General features: G+C 36.5%; 19 protein-coding genes. 12 read left to right on the plus strand and 7 right to left on the minus strand.

The window, feature by feature from the left end; translation table 11 throughout:
- Positions 1-127: 127 nt before the first annotated feature.
- From AC4FQ5_RS14275 to AC4FQ5_RS14290, 4 genes are all read right to left on the minus strand, one after another.
- Positions 128-811 carry a metal-dependent hydrolase gene (locus AC4FQ5_RS14275; protein WP_491144350.1) on the minus strand — a complete coding sequence of 228 codons (684 nt, stop codon included), beginning with the start codon at positions 809-811 and terminating at the stop codon, positions 128-130.
- A gap of 73 nt (positions 812-884) precedes the next feature.
- On the minus strand, positions 885-1,457 hold the full coding sequence (locus AC4FQ5_RS14280; RefSeq protein WP_491144352.1) for a Crp/Fnr family transcriptional regulator: 573 nt from the start codon (positions 1,455-1,457) through the stop codon (positions 885-887).
- Positions 1,458-1,504: 47 nt separating this feature from the next.
- Complete coding sequence (locus AC4FQ5_RS14285; RefSeq protein ID WP_491144354.1) at positions 1,505-2,110, minus strand: HEAT repeat domain-containing protein; 606 nt, start codon at positions 2,108-2,110, stop codon at positions 1,505-1,507.
- 393 nt (positions 2,111-2,503) lie between these two features.
- Entirely contained in the window at positions 2,504-3,415 is a 912-nt protein-coding gene (locus tag AC4FQ5_RS14290; protein WP_491144356.1) for a helix-turn-helix domain-containing protein, read from the minus strand.
- Between the two features lie 68 nt (positions 3,416-3,483).
- Here AC4FQ5_RS14290 and AC4FQ5_RS14295 point away from each other — a divergent pair, with 68 nt between their 5' ends.
- Positions 3,484-3,705 (plus strand): hypothetical protein, encoded by a 222-nt coding sequence (locus AC4FQ5_RS14295; RefSeq protein WP_491144358.1) that lies wholly within the window; start codon positions 3,484-3,486, stop codon positions 3,703-3,705.
- 184 nt (positions 3,706-3,889) lie between these two features.
- On the opposite strand, the gene AC4FQ5_RS14300 is transcribed toward AC4FQ5_RS14295, so the two are convergent.
- On the minus strand, positions 3,890-4,690 hold the full coding sequence (locus AC4FQ5_RS14300) for an SDR family oxidoreductase (RefSeq protein WP_491144359.1): 801 nt from the start codon (positions 4,688-4,690) through the stop codon (positions 3,890-3,892).
- A 335-nt stretch (positions 4,691-5,025) separates the two neighbouring features.
- Between AC4FQ5_RS14300 and AC4FQ5_RS14305 the strand changes: the two genes are divergently transcribed.
- The 11 genes from AC4FQ5_RS14305 to AC4FQ5_RS14355 all read left to right on the plus strand — a co-directional run bounded on the left by AC4FQ5_RS14305 (position 5,026) and on the right by AC4FQ5_RS14355 (position 18,286).
- Positions 5,026-5,562, plus strand: a complete 537-nt coding sequence (locus AC4FQ5_RS14305; RefSeq protein WP_491144361.1) for a peptidoglycan-binding protein LysM — start codon at positions 5,026-5,028, stop codon at positions 5,560-5,562.
- A 205-nt stretch (positions 5,563-5,767) separates the two neighbouring features.
- The gene (locus tag AC4FQ5_RS14310; RefSeq protein WP_491144363.1) at positions 5,768-6,313 is read left to right on the plus strand and encodes a peptidoglycan-binding protein LysM; all 546 of its coding nucleotides are present in this window, start codon (positions 5,768-5,770) and stop codon (positions 6,311-6,313) included.
- 43 nt (positions 6,314-6,356) lie between these two features.
- A complete protein-coding gene (locus AC4FQ5_RS14315; protein WP_491144365.1) occupies positions 6,357-6,902 on the plus strand; it encodes a peptidoglycan-binding protein LysM in 546 nt (181 codons plus the stop codon).
- Between the two features lie 544 nt (positions 6,903-7,446).
- On the plus strand, positions 7,447-7,992 hold the full coding sequence (locus AC4FQ5_RS14320; RefSeq protein WP_491144367.1) for a peptidoglycan-binding protein LysM: 546 nt from the start codon (positions 7,447-7,449) through the stop codon (positions 7,990-7,992).
- A gap of 82 nt (positions 7,993-8,074) precedes the next feature.
- Positions 8,075-8,872 (plus strand): fimbrial biogenesis chaperone, encoded by a 798-nt coding sequence (locus tag AC4FQ5_RS14325; protein ID WP_491144368.1) that lies wholly within the window; start codon positions 8,075-8,077, stop codon positions 8,870-8,872.
- 9 nt (positions 8,873-8,881) lie between these two features.
- On the plus strand, positions 8,882-11,680 hold the full coding sequence (locus AC4FQ5_RS14330) for a hypothetical protein (protein ID WP_491144370.1): 2,799 nt from the start codon (positions 8,882-8,884) through the stop codon (positions 11,678-11,680).
- Between the two features lie 10 nt (positions 11,681-11,690).
- On the plus strand, positions 11,691-13,127 hold the full coding sequence (locus AC4FQ5_RS14335) for a hypothetical protein (RefSeq protein WP_491144371.1): 1,437 nt from the start codon (positions 11,691-11,693) through the stop codon (positions 13,125-13,127).
- 26 nt (positions 13,128-13,153) lie between these two features.
- Complete coding sequence (locus tag AC4FQ5_RS14340) at positions 13,154-15,199, plus strand: response regulator (protein ID WP_491144373.1); 2,046 nt, start codon at positions 13,154-13,156, stop codon at positions 15,197-15,199.
- A gap of 61 nt (positions 15,200-15,260) precedes the next feature.
- The gene (locus AC4FQ5_RS14345; protein ID WP_491144374.1) at positions 15,261-15,983 is read left to right on the plus strand and encodes a sensor histidine kinase; all 723 of its coding nucleotides are present in this window, start codon (positions 15,261-15,263) and stop codon (positions 15,981-15,983) included.
- 12 nt (positions 15,984-15,995) lie between these two features.
- Positions 15,996-16,640, plus strand: coding sequence for a response regulator (locus AC4FQ5_RS14350; RefSeq protein ID WP_491144375.1), 645 nt, complete (start codon positions 15,996-15,998; stop codon positions 16,638-16,640).
- 581 nt (positions 16,641-17,221) lie between these two features.
- Positions 17,222-18,286: a linear amide C-N hydrolase gene (locus tag AC4FQ5_RS14355; RefSeq protein WP_491144376.1), complete on the plus strand. Its 1,065-nt coding sequence runs from the start codon at positions 17,222-17,224 to the stop codon at positions 18,284-18,286.
- Positions 18,287-18,519: 233 nt separating this feature from the next.
- Here AC4FQ5_RS14355 and AC4FQ5_RS14360 read toward each other — a convergent pair whose 3' ends face one another.
- Positions 18,520-20,979, minus strand: coding sequence for a beta-glucosidase (locus AC4FQ5_RS14360; protein ID WP_491144377.1), 2,460 nt, complete (start codon positions 20,977-20,979; stop codon positions 18,520-18,522).
- A 311-nt stretch (positions 20,980-21,290) separates the two neighbouring features.
- Positions 21,291-22,169, minus strand: coding sequence for an alpha/beta hydrolase (locus AC4FQ5_RS14365; RefSeq protein WP_491144378.1), 879 nt, complete (start codon positions 22,167-22,169; stop codon positions 21,291-21,293).
- Positions 22,170-22,333 lie beyond the last annotated feature (164 nt).

A 22,333-nucleotide genomic window follows, 5' to 3' on the forward strand; every position in this document is an offset into this window, starting at 1 on the left:
TACATAAGTTTCAATAACACCTCTGCCTTCTGTGTCAGGAGCTTTTCAATTTCAAATTGTTTTAACTTTGATAAGATTTCCTAGCTGTATTTTCCAGCTAAACAACTTTTTTGTTTTAGCTATTTAATTATATAGTGGTTGTGTTGATCTCAGGTTCAATCAAAATTCTGTTTTTATCTACCCAGTAAGACAGACCTATAATTATTGTCATCAATATTACAAATGAATAAAACAAAATCATAACAGAATCTGGCGGGGTTGGTCCAAAAGTGTTAGAAAGTGTAAGCAGCAAGAGCAATACTACCAAAGTCCAAAGACCCCATTTTCCGGCTTTATTCTTTGCTTTGGTAACTCCTGTATAAACGAATACTCCTCCCAGGAATATGGCCGCTTCTACTATTAAAGTAACCACAACATGGTTCCAAAGACCAAAACCTACTTTATAATCGCCAAATGGAGACAAAGGCAAATCAGCCACGTGAACTATCACATCAAGCAGCCAATGGCTAAGCACACAAAAACCAATAACCAAAGCACTACGGTAGTCGCGCTTCACCAGCCAGTGAATGCCACCTACTATTAACCCCCAAACCAAACCCATAAACAAACTATGTGTATAAGGATAATGCAGAAATTCAAAAGCATTTGTTTCAGTATAGCCAGGCTTTACAGCTACTTTTTCTACACCAAAAACAAGCAGAAACGGCCAAAGAATATCTACAAATTGTGTGGCAACGAAAAGTGTAGCCAATGAAACTTTGGGAGCAAATTTTTTCGCAACAAAGGAAACTCCAAAATGACCTATAAACATAATGTTTTGATTTAAATGTTAGATGCAAAGATCAATTTAAATTCAAACATCTCTCTTGACAAAAATCAAGAATTTACAACCTTTGCTTTTTTCTTATCCTGCTAAATGTTTCAGGCGTCATACCCAACATTGAAGCGATATATTGTAAAGGCACCTGATTGAAAAGAGCAGGATTTTGTTCAAAAAAAGCTTGATACCTCTCTTCAGCAGTCATAGACAAATGGTTGAAAATTCTTTGTTCCAAGGTAATAAAACAACGAGCGATAAACAGTTTTTCAAACTCGTGCCACTTGGGTAATAAAATGCCTAACTGGTTATAATGATCTTTTGAAATGGTTGAGATTTCAGCGTCCACTAATGCCTGAATGGATAGATTTGACGGAGTTCCGAATATAAAACTGGATAAATCGCCTGTAAAATAACCATTTGTAGAAATCCATTGTGTCACTTCTTTTGAGTCTGTGGCAGCAAACATTCTCAAAAGCCCCGAATGTACGAAGGTCAGCTCATTGCAACGGTTACCAGATTTTAATAAAAAATCTCCTTTTTTAATGGTTTTTGCCTCGAAGAATGAAACTATCGTATTCAGGTCTCCCGTTTCAACAACTCCAAAGTACGATTTTATATATTGTTCAAGTTCTCTCATGTTTGTAGTAATCTGGAATTAAGATAAAGCTTATTCCTTGTGCCTCCCTATTTTTCAATTATCCTTTTGGTGTAAGCAGTATGCTTATCAGTCAGATCCCACGAATCTATTTCTCTTTGAATAAGATCAGGAAACTTTTTGCGAATATCGTGAAGGCTGTTGCCAACAGATTTACGAAGATATTCACTTTCCTCAGACCTATGTTTGCTGATGAGTTGAATGGCTACCTGAGGGTTTTCTTTAAAATAAGGGCGTCCTGTCCAGATGCGCAGTCCTTCTATCACCGCTCTTTTAACGTTTGGATTTTTATCCGAAAGCCATTTTTGTATTTTGGGTAAAGAATTTTCATACCCTTTTTTCTGGCAGTAATGGTCAAACGCCTTGGCAAGCATTTCCTGTACTCTCCAGTTTTCATCTTCTGCAACCTGTGTCTCAAGAACCTTTAGTGCTTCAGAATTCTCAGTAGAAAGCTGCCCGAGGATATATGTCGCTAACATTCTGTACTGATAACTTTCGTTATTCAAAAGTTTAAGGGAAACAGCAAAATGATTTAATTCTTCACCCAAAAAGGTATCACCTGCGGAAATGATATGTTTGAAGCCATGCTCAACGTTTTTCAATTGTTCAAGCAAATCGTTGATAGATTGATTCATGAAAATAATATCTAAACAAATATAAGAAACTAATGCCGTTGTCACCCATTGTCTCCAAACGGTGTAAAAGATTATGAGATCATAACGTTCTCTTTTTATCAGGTAAAACTTAAAATTGTCCAAGAAGAAGTATTCGTGAATACCTTTAAAAACAAATGCAAATGAATGAACAAAAGATGCCTAACGCTTTTTTAAGATGTCACGTTCTAGCTTTGTTTCTTCAAGTTTCAATTAAATATACTTTTTGGATCTTAAATTGACTTCGTCGAATCTTCGATTTCTAAACTGTAATTTTTTCTGATCTCTTTTATACTCTTAAAGTTAAGAAGTATAAGAATATGTCATAACAAAGTTAGCAACTCTATTTTTCTGTTGATACAGATTGAAGTGGGCTTAATTGAAAGACTGCTTAAATTCCAGAGGAGATATACTCGTCTTCTTTTTGAAAAGCTTGTTAAATGATTGAGAACGTTCAAAACCCAGATTATAAGCAATTTCTGAAACCGTCAAATTGGTGGAAGTTAAATATTCTTTCGCCTTTTCAATAAGCTTCTCGTGAATATGCTGCTGCGCACTCATACCCGTAAGCGAACGTAAAGCATCGCTCAGGTAATGGGAAGTTAGGTGAAGTTGGTTTGCCAGATATTCCACTGTGAGAATACCTAATTCAAGACTTTTTTCATTGTCGTAATAATGATTGATGATCTGTTCTGCTTTGGTAAGTAAATCATTATTTACCGCCCGCCGGGTGATGAACTGTCTTTCATAAAACCTTTGGCAATAAGTAAGGAGAAGATCAATTTGAGAGACAATCACATTTTGTGTATGATAATCGATATGCTGATACTCTTCCTCAATCTGTTTAAAAATTTCGGTAACTATTTTTTTCTCTTTTTCAGAAATATGCAGAGCCTCACTCACTGCGTAAGAAAAAAAATTGTATTTTCTGATGCTTACTGCCAACGGATGGTTTGCCAGAAAATCGGGATGAAAGCTCAAAACATAGCCCGTTCCTGCTTTTTTATTCAGCATATTGCTTGCTGCAGCCTCGACAGACTGAACCTGTTTGGGAGAGGTAAAGATCATAGAACCACTGTCAAAATCATAATAGTTCTGACCATACTTTATTTTTGATTGAATATTACTTTTTAACGATACTGTGTAAAATGTGGTGGTAAATTTACTCCATACTTCCGAATGAACAGCGTGGAGCTCTGAAACTTTCACGATGCTGACCAAAGGATGCAGTGGCGCCGCGATGGATAATAATTGGTGAAACTCTGATAATGAATGTATATTATGCATCTTTATATACCTGTTAACATTGAAATTAATTTTGATTCTCTGAGCTTAAAGAATACAAAAACCCAAGGATGATTAAAACCATTAGTTCTATCAAAAGCCAATACAGCTGCTTTTTGAAAAACCCGTCCAACACGAGACCTATTATTCTGGCCGTAATTATGCCGGCTGTCAATGCAATCAGCAATCCTACTATTACCATTTTCCAGGAGTACCAGGCAGAAAAAAACAGCAGAAAAAAACTGATTCCTAACAGGAAGCCCCAAAGTACCCTTTTCTCTATTGTTTTATAACCATCCATATTAGGAACTGAAGTACTGAAAAAATTAGGCTTTAAGACTAAAGCTAAACCAACAAAAAATAAAATACATCCTAAAAATTTCAATAAAAACACCATACGCCGTTTAAATGTTTAAATGTTTAAATGTTTAAATGTTTAAATGTTTAAATGTTTAAAGTTAAGAAGTTAGTTTTTGATTACAACAACTGTTTTCTAAGTTCTTTTCTAAAATCTTCCCGACCCATTTTCGAACGTCTGGCGTCCATTGCTTTTGTGTCCTCCCCAACTAAATATCTAATCTGATCTTTCCCATCCGTTGCTGCTTCGTAAACAACTTCCGCAACTTGCTCTGCAGGTATGCCTTGGCTCATCATATCATCGGTGGATCCAAATAGTTTTTCCTCTAAATCTTTATAAGCAGGATGTAATCCTTTCTCAAGAGATCTGTCTAAAAAATTGGTGACCGTGGCTCCGGGAGCAATTGTTTTAATACCGATCTGATGCATTCCTAATTCAAATGACATACTTTCAGACCAGCCTTCTATTCCAAATTTAGTAGCGTGATAAATAGAATGAAGGGGAAACCCCAAAAATCCTCCCATAGACGTAGTGCTGATAAACAGACCGCTTTTCTTTTTCCTGAAATATGGAATGAACGCTTTTGTAACTCTTATAACTCCCAAAAGATTCGTGTTTATCTGTTGTACAATCTGTTCATCTGTGTACGCTTCCAATGAGCCTAATAAGCCATAGCCTGCATTGTTAAAAACAAGATCGACATTATGTTCAGATAACGCTTTGGCAACTGTTTCCTTAATCTGTTCCAAATCGGTAACATCCAATGGCAGAAGGGTTACATTTTCCAGTTGAGACAACTCTGTTTCCTTTTCAGGAGTTCGCATGGTAGCAATAACATTCCACCCTTTGGAATGAAATAATTTTGCTGTAGCTCTACCTATGCCTGATGATGCGCCGGTAATGAAAATCGTTTTCTGCATTTTTATTATTTTTAAATCTTACAATGCAAAGTTCATCATTTTAGTTGCCGTACTTGTTTCCAAACTACTGCAAGTTGTTTCCAAATCGCTGTCATATTTGGTATAAACTTGCAACTATTTTTTAAGATAAAATTTACCAAACTACATAGCTTTTCAGCAAATTTCTGCTGCTTAATATTGGCGCAGATGGTGAAAACAATTAATTACCAGAGCCATTGCAATAAAGCATTTGGTCATGTCAGATAATGTTATTAGATTTGATTTAACCAAATATCACAGAACTATTAAATTAGAATACAACAATTATTTTACACCAACTTTAAATTTATTCTATCATGAAAAAAAAAATCTTCATCGCCTTGCTATCTCTAATAGCAGTAGGAACTCATCAGGTTCTGGCACAAAATTCAGACCATGTGAGTACATCAGTCAATATTAATTTAGCAGATATTATTTCAATCGACGAAGGAAGTGTGGCTTCAGGAGGCACTGTAGATTTTAATTATGTGAACACAACAGATTATAATTCTTCAAAAAGTGTAACAGTGCCCAATAGTTTAGTAATAAATTCCTCCAAAAATTTCGATGTAAAAATAAAATCTGAGGGCACAAATTTTGTAAGTGGCACAAACCTTATTCCTATAGATGTATTACAGGTGAAAGCGATATCGGGAGGAAGTTTAATGGGAACTATGAATGAGGTCACCTTATCTACAAATGATCAGGTGCTTGTAAGTAACGCAAGTTTAGGTTCAAAACAAATTTTAAATATTGCTTATTCTATTTCGGCAGAAAAAGCATCAAAGGTTCTTCTAGGAAAACCTAAAGGAACCTATACGCAAACAGTAACTTATACTGCCACTGCATTGTAAGTAAACACCAGTTTTTAAAAAAGCCCTCAACACTTTGAAAGTGTTGAGGGCTTTTTTTATTTAAGCCAAATGAATAAACCGTGTAGTTATTTTACTACACGAACTTCCACTTTCAACTACAAAGAAACCTTTATCGTCGCTGTAGATTTGCAGTATACAAAATGAACAATTAAATAAAAATAAAAAATTAAATATTACTACTGTCATGAAAAAACAATTCGCAATCGCAGCCTTAACTATCGGAGCAATCGTATTAGGAACTAACACTATTCAGGCTCAAAATACAACCGCAACAACAACAGTAAACATTACCCTGAATGATGTGATCTCCATTGACGCAGGAAGTACTGCAATTGGTAATACGGTTGACTTTAACTATGCTACTGCAGCAGACTATAACTCTGATCAAACAATTACCAAAGCCAACTCTTTGAAAGTTACTTCAACGAAGAACTTTAACGTTAAAGTAAAAGCAGGGGGCGCTAATTTCATGAATGGAACCAACTTAATCCCTGTAAATGTGTTGACAATCAAAGCAGCTACAGCTGCCGGAACTATGGGTGGAACAAAAAGCACTGTTGTTTTATCTGCAACGGATCAAACTTTAGTATCAAACGCTCCGCTTGGAAGTGCATTAACACTTAATTTAGATTACACGATTCCTGCAGCGAAATCATCTTCTGCCGACATTTTAGGTAAACCAGCCGGAACTTATACACAAACAGTAACTTATACCGCAACTGCTTTGTAAGATATATAAGCAATTAATAAACTAAAATTAAATATTAAATACCATGACAAAACAATTTGCAATTGCATCTTTGATTATTGTAGCAATCATATTAGGAACTAACACTGTTCAAGCTCAAAATACAACAGCAACAACAACGGTAAACATCACCCTGAAAGATGTGATCTCCATTGACGCAGGAAGTACTGCAATTGGTAATACGGTTGACTTTAACTATGCTACTGCAGCAGACTACAACTCTGATCAAACGATTACCAAAGCCAACTCTTTGAAAGTTACTTCAACGAAGAACTTTAACGTTAAAGTAAAAGCAGGGGGTGCTAATTTCATGAATGGAACCAACTTAATCCCTGTAAATGTTTTAACAATCAAAGCAGCTACAGCTGCCGGAACAATGGGCGGAACAAAAACCGCTGTTGTTTTATCTGCCACGGATCAAACTTTAGTATCAAACGCTCCGCTTGGAAGTGCTTTAACACTTAATTTAGATTACACGATTCCTGCAGCGAAATCATCATCTTCTGATATTTTAGGTAAACCAGCCGGAACTTACACGCAGACAGTGACTTATACTACAACTGCTTTATAATAAAATTTTTTCATATTAATATTTTGTGATTTGGTGTTTCGAAGGCTTCTTACAGGAGGCCTTTGATTTTGTATGTATTGATAGCGATATAGAGAAAATTCAAAATCCGGGAATAAGTATCTATCAGCTGTAAGGTAAAATCTATGTTTTTGGACATTTAAATCTAATTAACACATACACCAAACATTCAGTAAATTTATTAAGCCGTTTTATATCTTTTTTAAAGTTATCAAATCTCAAAAAACGATGATAACAAATTTACCAACCTATAATTTTTTTTGTGAAAACCTAAAGAAAAATTATACGCAACGGTAACTTATACCGCAACTGCTTTATAAAAAACACAGCAATTATATATGTACGCCCTCAACACTTTGAAAGTGTTGAGGGCTTTTTTATTTAAATCAAATGAATAAACCGTGTAGTTATTTTACTACACGAACTTCCATTTTCAACTACAAAGAAACCTTTATCGTCGCTGTAGATTTGCAGTATACAAAATGAACAATTAAATAAAAATAAAAAATTAAATATTACTACTGTCATGAAAAAACAATTCGCAATCGCAGCCTTAACTATCGGAGCAATCGTATTAGGAACTAGCACTATTCAAGCTCAAAATACAACCGCAACAACAACAGTAAACATCACCCTGAACGATGTGATCTCCATCGACGCCGGAAGTACTGCAATTGGTAATACGGTTGACTTTAACTATGCTACTGCAGCAGATTATAACTCTGATCAAACAATTACCAAAGCCAACTCTTTAAAAGTTACTTCAACGAAGAACTTTAATGTTAAAGTAAAAGCAGGGGGTGCTAATTTCATGAATGGAACTAATTTAATCCCTGTCAATGTTTTGACAATCAAAGCAGCTACAGCTGCCGGAACAATGGGCGGAACAAAAACCGCTGTTGTTTTATCTGCAACGGATCAAACTTTAGTATCAAACGCTCCACTTGGAAGCGCATTAACACTTAATTTAGATTACACGATTCCTGCAGCGAAATCATCTTCTGCCGACATTTTAGGTAAACCAGCCGGAACTTATACACAAACAGTAACTTATACCGCAACTGCTTTATAATAAAATTTTTTAGTTTGTAAAGGTTCCTTTTGTTACGTTTTCAGTAGTTTTGGGAATCTTTTACTTTTAAATAATTTACACCATGCACAAGTTTATTCACCTTTTTATTTTCTTTATCCTCGCAGGGTCTTCTTCAATTCTGGCACAAAGTATCTCTATGTCGCCTACGCGCTTGTTTTTCACTGGTAATCCAGGAGAAAAAGTGACACAGACAGTCACGCTTCAAAACAGCTCGGATAAGGATTATGTTTTTAATCTCAACTACAAAGATTGGGTTAGAGAAGAAGACGGAAATAAAGTTTATCTTGATGCAGGCAGTTCAAAAACTTCTAATGCCGCTTGGGTGTCCACCTTAGAAAATGCTGTTACAGTGCCTGCGAAAAGCACCAAGGAGATTGTAGTAACCATGCAGATTCCTGCAAACGCATCAAAGTCTGTTACAAACAGTATGTTATTTTTTACCCAACTTCCTCAGCAGGCAGATCAGGCACGTATTCAGAACGGGATTGGTATTATTACCTTATTTGAGGTTGGACTTCACATCTTTTATACACCGCCTGGAAACCAGACAAAAAGTTTGGATATTACCAATATATCAGAGGTAAGTAATGAGAATACAGCAAACAGAAAAGTCGCCGTAAGCATCCATAACGATGGAAATACCATCAATGATGCTACCGTTCAGCTTGAACTTACCAATACCGACAGCGGTAAGGAAATAAAATTACCCGCAATTTCCATCTCCATGCTTCCCAATACCGATCAGGTCGTTCAATTTTCTTTACCAGAAAATATTTCAGGAAACTTTTTTGGCGTTGCTATTATCAAAATGGCAGGATCCAATGATTTACGTATAGGCGAAAAAAACTTTAAATTTTAGAATTAAGTCTTGAAACCACAAAATGGAATATCAATCCTAAGAAGAACAATCTTATTTTTTGTATTTGTTCATCTACACTGTTCGTTTGCCTTTGCACAGGAAAAAAAGGATATCGAAATCCGTTTTGAAAACGAGAGTGTAGCTGTTGAAAAGGGTTCTACTTTTACTAATTTCCTGGTCATTGAGAATAAAAGTTCTGAAGAAATTACCATTCAGAATATCATGCCCTCGGCAAATTATCCGGGTTTACTTTTCTATCCTAAAAATGATTTTATCTTAGGTGCGGGTCAGTCTAAAAATCTTCCTGTAAAACTGATTGCCAACGTAGATTTTATGAAATTGGTATCCAATGAGATAAAATTTCAGGTTTCGTATACCACACCATTGGTCACCAGAACTGATAGTGTCTCGTTCTTTGTTGATAAAGAGGAGAACAAAAACATCGCAATTTATACGGCTGAATACGAAAATTTCATTAATCCTGCTGCGCCTGACTCCTCAATTCTACTGACTGTAGAAAACCAAGGCTATAGTAAAAGAACCGTTAAGATTGATTTACAATCCATTCCTGATGGTTTGGAAATGATGCCAAAACAACATACCGTATCTCTGGAAGGTTTAGAAAAACAAACAGTTGAGATCAAAATTGTGGTCAGAAGACAGAATACGCTTTTCCCGGAATTTAATATTAATGCAATCGCCACAGATCTGCTTAATAACGAAATCGTGGGAAGTAACACTTTACACCTGGTCATTTTATCAAACAACAGACAAATTGCCCGCGGAAACGAAGCGGTGAGCGGAAGTAATTTTGCGGAACTTAGCTATAACGAAAACAGTTCAGGTTTCAATTTTCTTCAATTAAGAGGAAACACAGCATTTCGAGTGACCGAAAATTTGAAATCGCGCTTCAATATCGGTGCAGATTACTATCTTGAAGACGGCCGTTATAACCTGTACGATACCTGGCTGGAACTGGAAAGAAAAAATAAGGTATTACGGGTAGGAAATGTTAATAGTAACGATTACGATTACCCGGTTTTCGGGAGAGGGGGGAAAGTATCTACCAAATTTGGCAAAAATAATCAGATTGAAATTCTAGCGCTGGAAAATAATTACAACCTGTATGGTACTTATTTCCAACAGGCAAAAGGATCTACCATGGTAGGTGCAAAATATGGTTTTGGGAATTCTAAATCTTTCAACGGAAAAGTGTCCTATCTATTCGACCATGATCCGCGCTTTAATGTGGATACACAGGTTACGAATGCGGTATCATCATTTTTAATTAACGATAAACATACAATCCGCACTGAGGCAGGTTTGAGCCACGAAAAAGGTCTTTCGAACAAAGATGAAAACGTAGGAGCTACAATGGGAGCCAACTACGACGGGAAAATGGGGAAATGGGATATACAATCTGTTAATACCTTTGCCACCAGTAGTTATGCGGGAATCAAAAGGGGATCTTTTTTCTCAAATCAACGTATCGGTCGTCAGTTCTCTGCTTCACAGCGTGCTTTTATACAATATCAGAATTCGCAGGTAGATCCTGAGTTCCTGAGTTTCCAGAATGCGCCTATCCAAACTGGGAATACCGCTAATTTGCGTTATTATTTCAACAGTACAGAATCTTTGGGAGCAGGTTACCAGTTTTCTTCTAAGAAGTGGAATTTCCTACTATCTCCAAAGATTGAAAGGCAAAAAACAGCCAATTTTTACACCTCGCAGGAACTTTTCTCTTATCGGATGGAAGCCAATATAAGCACAACATTTGGTGCTCACGGATTGAACTGGACAGCGGAATATTCTTATTCAAAAGATAACAATAAGGCCGATTGGTTCAACAGTCTGAAAACAACATTGTCTTATAGATACAAATCCTTCTCCCTCAACGGAACAGCCCAATGGAACGCAATTAACGTTTTTGATTTAAATTCTTATTACGATGTAGACCGTAATTTTGCCAACTACAATGTATATGCCTCGTATAATTTCCAGATGCTTGGTAATAATCTGAGTGGATCTTTTTCAGCCGGAACTTTTTATTCAGAACTTTACAAAAACTTAAATACCAATGTAAGTGGTAATCTGGAATATAAGATTTCGCCTTCCTGGTCCAGCACAGGTTATTTTAATTTTTCCGGTTATAAATCTATGGCTGAATATGCAAGCAGTGGCAGTTATTACCAATTCAGAGTGGGAATTAAAAAATATTTTACCGCAGCAACGGCTCTTGGAAATCATAAAGTGACGTTCCAGTTATTTGAAGATAAAAATTTCAATGGACTTCTGGAAGCGGGTGAATCGGTTCTTGCAAATGAAATAGTGAAACTGGACAATTTTGTTGCACTGACAGACAAGAACGGAAAAGTAGTTTTTCAGAATGTGCCTGAAGGTATTTACACACTGAAGGTAAACGAAAGTGCGGGCGCACGATTGATGATGGATCCTGTAATTATGGTAAATAACAATATCAACCGCAAAGTGGGTCTGGTAAAAAACCTCAGGATAAGTGGGAAATTAACAGAGATCAAACAAGCCTACGATGTTTTGGAAACGGATGTAACCGGAATAGTAGTGTATGCAAAAGGTGAAGATGGCGTGATCCACACTGCCGTGGTTAACCAAAAAAATGAGTTTGAGTTTTTCCTGAAAGATGGAAAATACGACCTCTATATTGAAAATGACAAATACAGCTATCCACAACCCAATCAAACTATTCAGGTGACAAAAGAAGGTTTCTCAGAAACTGTAGTTTTTGAATATAAGAAGAAAGACACCACGATAAAGGTGAAAAAGTTTTAATTTAGAGGATATGAAAACGATGAGAGGTTTTTTAATAGGAATTTTTACCGTGTTCTTCGGATCAACAGTCGCAAAAGCTCAGGATATTTATCTGTCTGTTCCTGAAAATAATATTTTAAACAGGGTCGAATTTACCTCAGTTCCTACAAGGGTGATGGTGAACACCAGCAGAACAAACTGGGATTATACCTTTTTTGGATTAGCGCCAATAGCTCCTACATTCACCTCTGTATCCGGACCAATTTTTACTCAGTCTACTTCCTCATTTACTTTACCCAGCTCTACTCTTCTGTGGCAATTAGAAAGTATGGGCGGACAGCTGCCATCTACTGGATTTTCAGGTTCTTTACCAGGTTTTCAGTCGTTCAGTACAAGTGCTCTAAAATGGTTTGAACCGCCCGGGTCTATTATTTTCGGAGGCGGATTCAACAAGGGAAATATCAATTTTACCTTTAAAATACCAGCTGCTCAGTTTGCTGCCAACGCCTACCGGGCCGGGAATTATTCCATGGATATCAGTCAAAATTATAATGATTTCACGCCACGTAATTTTAAAACAATTTTAGTGATTCCTGCATCCATCAGATGGCTCACAACATCTTTAACAAAATACATAGAAATATCTTCTCTGAATGACTATCGCAGTACAAGCACGCGGGTATGGGATTTAGGGAATACGGAAATTGCGCATACGGTCGATTTTAATTTTTGGGCGAAAGCTGCTTCCAATACTGTTCAATTCACGTCTTCTAAAGGTGTTCCAGGAACCAGAAATATAGCAAGCATTAAATTGGGGAGTAATGGGTCTGTACTCACGACCAAACCTTTATCTGCCAATTTTCAGAATTTTTCCGCTGCTAATTTCAGTGTTGTAGCGGGAAACAGAAACAGCTTCACCCCTGTGCTCTATGTGTCTGCAGAAGATTTCAAAAACTATTTTTTTGAAGCCGGAACTTATACTTTTGAATTGAACCTAAATGCCATAAGTACAGATAATTCCATTAACAGTTTGCAAAATACAGCTGTTCAGTTAAAGGTGCTTCCGCGGTCGGAGATAACAATTCCTAGTTCCGGGAGAAACGTAAACTTCAATTTTAATACAGCCGCCCATTACACCAATGGTCAGTCACAAGTGATTCCAAACCAAATTGTATTGTCCAATAATGAGAGTTTTGAACTATATGTAAAATCGGACGAAAATTATTTTAAGAAAGGCGGGCTGCAGACCGACATCAATTCCAACATATTACAAATTGGCGTGGATGGAAGTTCTGTAAATGCTCCCTTATCCAAAACTCCCCAAAAAATACTTTTTAACGGAACGCCGGTTTTGGACCGGGAACTGAACGTAAGATACACCATACCACCGGCGGGTGCCCAAAGTTTGGTAGGAAAGGAAAATACCACTTACTCTATCAATGTTTATTATAGCTTTACGGCAATTTAAAAATACTTTCTAAAAAAACTCTTCTTATGGACCACTTTAATAACAATACTCAATCGCCGGATCAGCACGATATTGATAAATTAAATGCATTCGGAAAAAAATATGCCGATGTTTTTGATTTATTGGTGTTTGCGGCTGCTAAGATGACCAGCGCAGAGCTTTGTACGATGAGTATTACCTTGGAAGGGAAAGTGTATGTTCTCGCTTCCAGTGATATGTCCCCCAATCAGATTTATCCCCAGAATCCTCACTTTCTTTTGGATGATCAGACCTCGATTTATGAGTTTAAGAACTCGGAATTTAAATTTCATAGAAGCTATCCCATCCCGGGTCTTAAGGACAATCTTATCGCTCATTTAAATTTATTTGACAAGGAAGAGAAAAATTTAGATAAACCAGAGGAAGAGTTAGTTAATAAAATCCTGAAACAAGCGTCAAAATGTTATTTGGGTAATGCAGTGGATATCACCGAAAGAATAAAGATGGAGAATAAAATCTCAGCCGCAAAAGAGCTAGCAGAAAAAGCCTATGTTCTAAAATCGGAGTTTGTAGCCAATATGAGTCATGAGATCAGAACCCCACTAAATGGTATAATCGGCTTTACAGAGCTCCTTTTAGATACCAATCTGGACGAAACACAGAGACAGTATTTAGAAATTATCAATCAATCCGGAGCTTCCTTATACAGTATTATCAACGATATTCTGGACTTCTCAAAATTAGAAAATCAAAAACTTAAGCTAAACCTCGACAAAGTAGAGATCGAAGAACTGGTTTCAGAAGCTTTCAATATTGTTGCATACAGCAATACTAAAAAGCAGTTAGAAATGCTCATCGATATTGACGACACCATACCTAGATATATATGGACTGATGAAATGCGCTTAAAACAGGTTTTCGTCAACCTTTTGAGCAATGCCTTAAAATTTACCGAAGAAGGCGAGATTGTTTTATATGTTAAAGTTTTAGATGATTTAGGAGAAGGTAAAAAACGAATCCGATTTGGAGTTCGCGATACCGGTATTGGAATTAACAGCGAAAAACAGACGGAAATTTTCAAAGCTTTTTCACAGGAAGATGGCAGTATTACTAAAAGATATGGGGGTACTGGTCTGGGACTCACCATTTCGAACCAAATCTTGGCACTTGCCGACAGTGTTTTACAAGTCAAAAGCGATCAGGGAAAGGGTAGCGATTTTTTCTTTGATATTCAGTTTGATACGGAGGAAGAGGAATATGATTTAAGCTTGACTGATATTAAAAGAGTTTTGATTGTAGACGATAATGAAAACAATCGGAAAATCCTGAAAAGGATGCTGGAACGAAAAAATATCGAAGTAATAGAATGTGATAGTGGGTTGAAGGCTTTGCTTCTGATCATGGAAAAATCCGAATTCGATGTGATCATTATGGATTATCATATGCCCATTATGGATGGTATTGAAACCATCAGAAAAATGAAAGATATTATTCCCGACGCCAACCGGGCAGTGCCGTATGTTGTTTTGTACAGTTCGTCCGACGACACTAATTTACAGGAGGCGTGTGACGAATTAGAAATAGAAAATCGGCTCGTAAAACCGATTCGTATGAAAAAAATGTATCAGGTTTTATCCACCTTAAAGGGTTCTGAAAAGAAAAAACCAGAGCAAATAAAAAATGTCGCAAGTGAAGTAAGTAAGCGCGAAATAAAAATTTTAATTGCTGAGGATAATGCTATTAATTTACTTCTTACTAAAACTTATTTAAAGGATATTATCCCCCAAGCTTTGATCATTGAGGCAAAAGATGGCACTGAAGCGGTTGAAAAATACGGAAACGAGAGTCCTGATCTTATTTTAATGGATATTCAGATGCCCCATCTCAATGGCATTGAAGCGACCCGGAAAATAAGAGCCTTGGAAAAAAATATCGAAATACCTATTATTGCACTAACCGCAGGGAGTCTTCCTGGTGAGAAAGAAAAATGTCTGGAAGCCGGAATGTCAGACTTTTTAACCAAACCTTTATTAAAAAAAACCCTGTCTGATATGATTCAAAAATGGTTTGGCAAAGAAATAGATAAAAAGTAATCATAAAAGCAGCTTTAAAAAAATATTGAAGTAGAATTTTTTTCACAATGATACCTATATTATGGATGACCTTATCAAAGAACTACAGATAAAAATCGAAAAACTGGAAAATGAAATCAATTTCAAGAACGGACTGATCTCGATATTGTCTCATGATTCAAAAGAAATGTTTGGAAATTTTCTGTGGCTTATAGAAGCGTTGGAACAAAAGACTATAAGTGAGGAAGATTTTTTTAAGTTGTTGCCGCAGGTAAAAAGCGATGCCCAGAAGAATCTGCAGACCACTCAGGACAGCTCCGCCTGGTTAAAAACACAATATGGGGAATATAAGATTAAACCTGTAAAAATCATGGTGATGGATCTTTTTCACCATTTAGAAGAAAAATACGCTGCTAAATTAAAAGAAAAAAGCATTAAATTTTATTTTAAAGGAGATCCCAATGCATTTCTTACAACCGATCGCTTGTTGCTCGAATATGTTTTAGACAAGATTTTTAACAACGCGGTGAAATACTCTTTACCCAGACAAGACATTTATTTACAACAGGTTACAGAAGGCGATCAGGTTATACTTTCTGTGATCGATTTCGGAACGGGAATTGATGAAAAGTATTTATCTGCGATCTATACTTATGATAATCCAATATTCCAGGGAACTGCTGGCGAGAAAGGAGTTGGATTAAGTTTGAAAATTGTTAAAAATTTTATATCCTTGATGCACGGAAACATCGACATCTTTTCGTCTGAAAATAAAGGCACTACGGTTTCCCTTTTTTTAACGTAAATTTATAGAATAATGGGTTTAAAAGTAAACGTTCGTATTATTGTAGCAGACGATCATGGGATCGTCAGGATGGGTTTAATACAAACCATCAAACGCCTCCTTCCTAATGCTATAATCTCTGAAGTAGAGGATTTTAAATCACTGTACAAATTAATTTTGAAGGAAAAATTGGATCTTGCCATCATGGACGTCAATATGCCTAATGGTTCTGTTCAGGAAGCGATCGATTACATAAAAATGCACCAACCCGACTTAAGAATTCTCATATTTTCTTCTCAGGATGAAGAGTTGTACGCAATGCGTTATTTAAAGATGGGTGCCGGTGGCTATCTAAGCAAGCAAAGCTCCACTGCAGTAATTGAAACTGCTTTGACAGCGATGCTTAGTACTGGCCGATATGCAAGTGACGACGTAAAAGAAGCGATGTTTATAGAATCATTAAGTGGGGCGACAAAAAACTCACCCTTTGAAGCGCTGTCAGACCGCGAATTGCAAATTGCCAATAAGCTTGCAGAAGGTCTCCCCCTCAAAGAAATTTCTAATCAGCTTAATCTCCATTCATCGACAATCAGCACTTACAAAAACAGGCTGTTTGAGAAGCTGAAAATACGTTCCATCCCTGAATTGGTAGAGATACTAAGGTTGTATAATCATTAAGCATTTCGATTATTTCCTAGAATATAATTAAGGGCTCAAATTTACATTGTCTGAACATTAGCTCATGTGAAATAAATCTCAGGTAGTTGCTGTTCCGAATGATGGAATTAATTTTGAATGATACCTTTTTGTAACCGGACTTTTACATTGTCTAAATTTCTAAAATAGGCTATCTTGTTTTTTTGGTTAAAACTAACCATTGCCTTTATGTAAATGATTATAGTAAATTTGTTTGAAAAGATCAAACAATTATGCAAATAACAAAATGCAGGAGGGCTTATAGAAAATTGTATTCGAATCTTCAGTAAATAATCTCCCTAAGTTTTTTGCTATTGTGGAATTACAATAATTTGATACTTTTTTAGAACAAATCTCAGATCGCAATTATGTTGTTGAAATTATCAGTTTGTTAGTAAGCTGTAGAGTTTTTTTTCAATGAAAAGAGTAACGAGACACGGTTATCGTTGGTATGGTAGATGCTGATTATCGTGGAAGGACATCGGTTTACTCAATATTGTCCGTCTAGATATAAATTATTATTTATGAAACTTTTGTTTTTGCGCTTTATTGTACTTTGCTCTATGATGTACCCAGTCCAAAGCAGAGCTTGCTCCGCTTTTTTACTGACAGGTAAAAGTTATAACATCATTGGCTTTAATGAAAACTGGAAAACAATGCCTGGAATGATTGTCGTCAATAAGCGTGATGTTCTTAAAAGAAACATAAGCTGGCAAAACCTAACCACTGACCATATACAGTCAAACAGACAATGGAATTCCAAATTTGGATCCATAACTTTTAATCTCCTTGGATACGATTTTCCCTGCTATGGTGTTAATGAAAAAGGTCTTTTTTTGGTTGAATTATATCTGGAAGAAACCAGTAAAGTATACAATCCACAACAGCCCAATATGTTTTGGGCACAATGGATCCAATATCAATTAGACAATTACAAATCAGTAAAGGAAGTTGTGGATCATCTGGATGAAGGTCCTAATATTGACTGGTGGCCCAATGCTGCAGGAAGTCACTTTTTCCTGACCGATGCAAAAGGAAATTCTGCCACAATCGCCTTATTAAATGGTAAATACACAGTACTTACAAATAAGGAAATGCCAATGCCTCTCCTGTGTAATAATCAATATCATAAGGATCTGACTGCCGCTAAAAAGTTTGATTTTTTGGGTGGAAATAAAAAGTTCGATTTTAATCAAAGCAATAACTGGGAAGATCGTTATAACCGTGCATACTATATGTTGAAAAATTACAGGTATAATGAAAGACCGGTGGACTATGCATGGGAAATCTTAAACTCTATACATCCAGGTGAATGGCAAACGGTGATTGATACGAAAAAAATGAATCTTTATTTTAGATCTGACCTAAAGAAAGAGGTAAAAATAATTGACATCAGCAAGTTGGATTTTTCTAAAAATGCCCCAATAAAATATTTAGATATCCACACTGATGAAACAGGAACCGTCAACAATGACTTCAAAAACCTTACTGCGGCGAAGAATAATGAATATGTTGAGAAAGGATTTCCAATTGGATATGATAACAAGCAATTTGAAACTTCTGCTATTTTCGAGAAACTGAAAAAAAATATTGTAAAGTTCTTTGAAAACATTTTGCCAAGATCTTGATATTTCAGAAAAAATTAATTTACCTACAAATTAATGCATGAGGCTGTAGTAAGGAATGAGGATGTCATACACATGATGAATCACCACATAAAAACAAAAAGGTAAATCGTAATAAGCAGACGGTGCAGCATCTTTTCACTGAACTTCATTGTTTTTAAATATATCTAATTTAAAAAGAGGCTATCTTTAGCCTCTTTTGTTGATAATTATTTGTCTGTTTTGAGTCATTAAATTTATGGTTTCAAATCTTCAAATTGCTTGTCCGCTGGGAAAACGTGCTGTACCTTTTCCACGACCAATTCTCTCGGAACCGAGAATTCCGCTGTTTGTTTGATGTCTAAAGAAGATGCCCCAACAGACACTTTGTAATTTCCGGCTTCTGCAACCCAAGCCGATTTTGCGGTTTCAAATGAAGCCAAATCTTTCGGATTAAGAGTCAAAGTAATCGTTTGAGATTCTCCCGGTTTCAAATCTTTTGTTTTGGCATACGCTTTCAACTCAGATTTTGGTTTGTCGATACTTTTTCCCGGAGCTGAAATGTAAAGTTCTACAACTTCTTTTCCGGCAACTTTTCCGGTATTTTTTACATCAACCGTAACCTCTAACTTATTATTAAAAGTTTTAGAATTCAATTTTAAATTACTGTAAGCAAAGTCGGTATAAGACTTCCCAAAACCGAATTCGTAAGATGGCTTCACATTGAAGGTATTGAAATAACGGTAACCCACATAAACACCTTCTTCGTAAGTCACATCCTCCGGATTATCAGCAGGAACGCCAGGAAAATTCTTTGCTGAAGCGTGGTCTGCGTAATTCACCGGGAACGTCATTGTTAATTTTCCGGAAGGATTTATTTTTCCGGAAACGACGTCAGCAACAGAATGTCCGCCTTCCTGACCCGGTTGCCAAGCTAATAAAATCGCATCCACTTTATCTTTCCAGGAAGCGGTTTCGATGACACCACCGATGTTCAAAATCACAACCACTTTTTTCCCTTTTGCGTGGAAAGCTTTTGAGATTTTGTCCAGCATTTCGATTTCTTCTGTTGCCAGATTGAAATCTTCATTCACTACTCTATCGCCGCCTTCTCCAGAGTTTCTTCCCAAAGTCACGAAAGCAATTTCAGAAGTTTCTGCTTTTTTAGCGATGAAAGTCTCATCCATTTTCATTTCAGGAAGTCTTTCAGGCAATGCTAAAATTCCTCTTGCTTTTCTTCTTTCTTTTTCGGCTGCGACTTCTTTTTCAGCGTGAGGTTTATATAAATCAACCAATTCTTTGTCTAATTTGTAGCCAGCTGCATTTAAACCTTCCAATAAAGAAACCGTGTGTTTGTTGTTTACGCTTCCGCTTCCTGTTCCGCCTGTAATCCAGGCGTAAGATGTTACTCCGAATAAAGAAACTTCTTTTTGTTTATCGGCAAATGGTAAAGCATTTTTATCATTTTTAAGTAACACCATTCCTTCTGTTGCAGCGTTTCTCGTCACTTCTGCGTGTTCAGTTAGATTTGGTTTGTCACTGTATTTGTATTGGGCGAAAGTTGGTGTTTTGAAAATATATTCCAAGATTCTTTTCACATTAAGATTTGCAACTTCCTGAGATAATTTCCCTGAATCCAAAGCAGCCAGCAACACTTTTTTCTGCGCTGGAATTCCCGGCATCAAAAGGTCGTTTCCTGCGTTCATCTGTTTTACAACATCAGAAATCCCTCCGCTTCTAATCGATTCAAAACCTGGGAAACCTCCGAACCAGTCGGTCATTACAATGCCTTTGAAGTCCCATTCATTTCTCAAAACCTGAGTCAGTAAATCTTTAGAATCTGAAGTGTAAACGCCGTTCACTTTGTTGTAAGACGACATTACTGTCCAAGGCTGGGATTCTTTAACGGTGATTTCGAAATTTCTCAGATACAATTCTCTCATTGCTCTTTCAGAAACGTGGGCGTTGATGGTTAAACGGTTAGTTTCTTCATTATTTGCAGCGAAGTGTTTGATGGAAGTTCCCACACCTTGAGACTGGATGCCATTAACGATGGCAGCTGCAGTTTTCCCTGAAATTAATGGGTCTTCAGAATAATATTCAAAGTTTCTTCCGTTCAATGGATTTCTGTGAATGTTCAAAGCCGGAGCCAATAAAACATCTACTCCATATTCTTTAACCTCATTTCCCATTGCTTTTCCAACTTGCTCCAATAAAGCTTTATTCCAAGTCGAAGCTAATGCTGTTCCAACCGGAAATGCCGTTGCATAATACGTTTTCGAGTCATTTTCTCTTGTTGGCTGAATTCTCAAACCAGCCGGCCCATCCGCAACAACTGTCGCAGGAATTCCGAATCTGTCAAAAGAATCTGTACCACCTGCGGCTCCGGGAACCAAGCCTTTTTTTGAATCTCCGACAGGACCTGTCAACACTTCAATTCCGGGCATTCCGGTTCCAATCAGAAGGTTGACCTTTTCTTCGTTGGTCATTTGCTTGATAATGGCATCGATTCTTTTGTCCACCGAAAGACGTGTGTCTTCCCAAACATCTAATTTTCCGTTTTTGTTGGAGTCTTTAAACGTTTTTCCGTCAACCGTTACCGTTGCATTTTTAGTTTGGGCATTCGCAAACGGCGATGCAACCAATAAAGCCAAAAATAATCCTGAGTATTTTGCTTTCTGAGAAAGTCCTATCAGCGTTGATATATTCTTTTTCATATGTAATTATTTTATATTATTTAATTTGAATGAATTTTTAAAACCACAAAGGCACTTAAGCATTGTTATCTGATAAAAACTAAAATATAATTAACAGGTCGCTCCTCCGGAGCTTTAATTACAAAAAACAATGACTTCCTATTATCAGTTAGCTCCTGATGGAGCTGCATTTAGTCACATCGGGACTTACTGTTAATAGAAAAATGTAGTGACAAAACAAAGCTCTATCGGAGCGACCTGTTAATTTATCCTATAAACATTGAGTTCGTCAATTTTTCATAATTTTTATCGGACAACAATTATTTTAAGGTTTATAAAAATTTGTGAAATCTCAACCAATCTAAATAAACATCCGACCATTTGTCAACAGGAAGGTTTTGTTTTCCCATTCCGAAACCGTGACCACCTTTTTCGTAGATGTGAAGTTCGGTGGGTTGTCCTGCTTCAAGCCATTTGCTGTACAATAGAACCGATTTTGGAGCCAATTTCAATTGGTCATCACTTGCAGCACAAATGAACAATGGTAAAGGCGTTGAAGGAATTTGGGTATCTAAAATTTCTTGACTTGGTCCGCCATAAATGGAAGCTGCAAAGTTGGGTAATGTTGAACCATCTTTGCTGTGAAGAACACTTTCCAGAATTACACTTGCACCGGCAGAAAATCCGATGACGCCTAATTTTTCAGGATTGATGTTCAGTTCTTTTGCGTGGGTTCTGATGTAAGAAATTGCGGTTTTGATGTCTTCTCCCGCCATTACTTTTATTGGAGCTGTATTTGCATCAAATGCTTTTCGGTCTTTGATGTTTTCCATCATTTCTTTGGCCGGGTCGTTGGATTTTGTTTCCAGCAATCTGTATTTTAAAACGATTGCAGTAATTCCGTTTTCTGCTAGTTTTTTCGCAACATCAATTCCTTCTCTGTTGATGGATAAACTTTGGAAGCCTCCACCCGGAGCGACAACGATAACTGTTCCGTTGGCTTTAGCCTTGTCAGCTTCGAATAATAACATTGAAGGTTGCGTTACATTAAAAACGACTTCTGTTTTGAACAGTTCATTAAATTGTTGCGCTTCTTTTTGCGTCCAGTTTTCTGTTCCAGGTGCTTTTCCTTTGTATAATGGAATTGATTTTTGAGCATTGATGGTGCTTAATCCTAAAAGAAATGCACTTGCTATGATTAATTTTTTCATTTTTTTAATTTTTTTGATTCTAAAATTTTGCATTTAGTTTGTCATTCCGGAGGAATCTAAACTTAGTATTTCAATAAATGACATTGCTGAGATTCCTACGGAATGATCTGTGTTAATATGCAAATTATTTAGCAAAAATCTGCCTGATATTTTTCTTTGTTTTT

This window comes from Chryseobacterium sp. DT-167, from assembly GCF_058310155.1.

Bases quoted from the DNA above. Each gene is read 5' to 3' on its own strand.
- AC4FQ5_RS14275 (WP_491144350.1), bottom strand. From the start codon at position 811: ATGTTTATAGGTCATTTTGGAGTTTCCTTTGTTGCGAAAAAATTTGCT.
- AC4FQ5_RS14280 (WP_491144352.1), bottom strand. From the start codon at position 1,457: ATGAGAGAACTTGAACAATATATAAAATCGTACTTTGGAGTTGTTGAA.
- AC4FQ5_RS14285 (WP_491144354.1), bottom strand. From the start codon at position 2,110: ATGAATCAATCTATCAACGATTTGCTTGAACAATTGAAAAACGTTGAG.
- AC4FQ5_RS14290 (WP_491144356.1), bottom strand. From the start codon at position 3,415: ATGCATAATATACATTCATTATCAGAGTTTCACCAATTATTATCCATC.
- AC4FQ5_RS14295 (WP_491144358.1), top strand. From the start codon at position 3,484: ATGATTAAAACCATTAGTTCTATCAAAAGCCAATACAGCTGCTTTTTG.
- AC4FQ5_RS14300 (WP_491144359.1), bottom strand. From the start codon at position 4,690: ATGCAGAAAACGATTTTCATTACCGGCGCATCATCAGGCATAGGTAGA.
- AC4FQ5_RS14305 (WP_491144361.1), top strand. From the start codon at position 5,026: ATGAAAAAAAAAATCTTCATCGCCTTGCTATCTCTAATAGCAGTAGGA.
- AC4FQ5_RS14310 (WP_491144363.1), top strand. From the start codon at position 5,768: ATGAAAAAACAATTCGCAATCGCAGCCTTAACTATCGGAGCAATCGTA.
- AC4FQ5_RS14315 (WP_491144365.1), top strand. From the start codon at position 6,357: ATGACAAAACAATTTGCAATTGCATCTTTGATTATTGTAGCAATCATA.
- AC4FQ5_RS14320 (WP_491144367.1), top strand. From the start codon at position 7,447: ATGAAAAAACAATTCGCAATCGCAGCCTTAACTATCGGAGCAATCGTA.
- AC4FQ5_RS14325 (WP_491144368.1), top strand. From the start codon at position 8,075: ATGCACAAGTTTATTCACCTTTTTATTTTCTTTATCCTCGCAGGGTCT.
- AC4FQ5_RS14335 (WP_491144371.1), top strand. From the start codon at position 11,691: ATGAAAACGATGAGAGGTTTTTTAATAGGAATTTTTACCGTGTTCTTC.
- AC4FQ5_RS14340 (WP_491144373.1), top strand. From the start codon at position 13,154: ATGGACCACTTTAATAACAATACTCAATCGCCGGATCAGCACGATATT.
- AC4FQ5_RS14345 (WP_491144374.1), top strand. From the start codon at position 15,261: ATGGATGACCTTATCAAAGAACTACAGATAAAAATCGAAAAACTGGAA.
- AC4FQ5_RS14350 (WP_491144375.1), top strand. From the start codon at position 15,996: ATGGGTTTAAAAGTAAACGTTCGTATTATTGTAGCAGACGATCATGGG.
- AC4FQ5_RS14355 (WP_491144376.1), top strand. From the start codon at position 17,222: ATGATGTACCCAGTCCAAAGCAGAGCTTGCTCCGCTTTTTTACTGACA.
- AC4FQ5_RS14360 (WP_491144377.1), bottom strand. From the start codon at position 20,979: ATGAAAAAGAATATATCAACGCTGATAGGACTTTCTCAGAAAGCAAAA.
- AC4FQ5_RS14365 (WP_491144378.1), bottom strand. From the start codon at position 22,169: ATGAAAAAATTAATCATAGCAAGTGCATTTCTTTTAGGATTAAGCACC.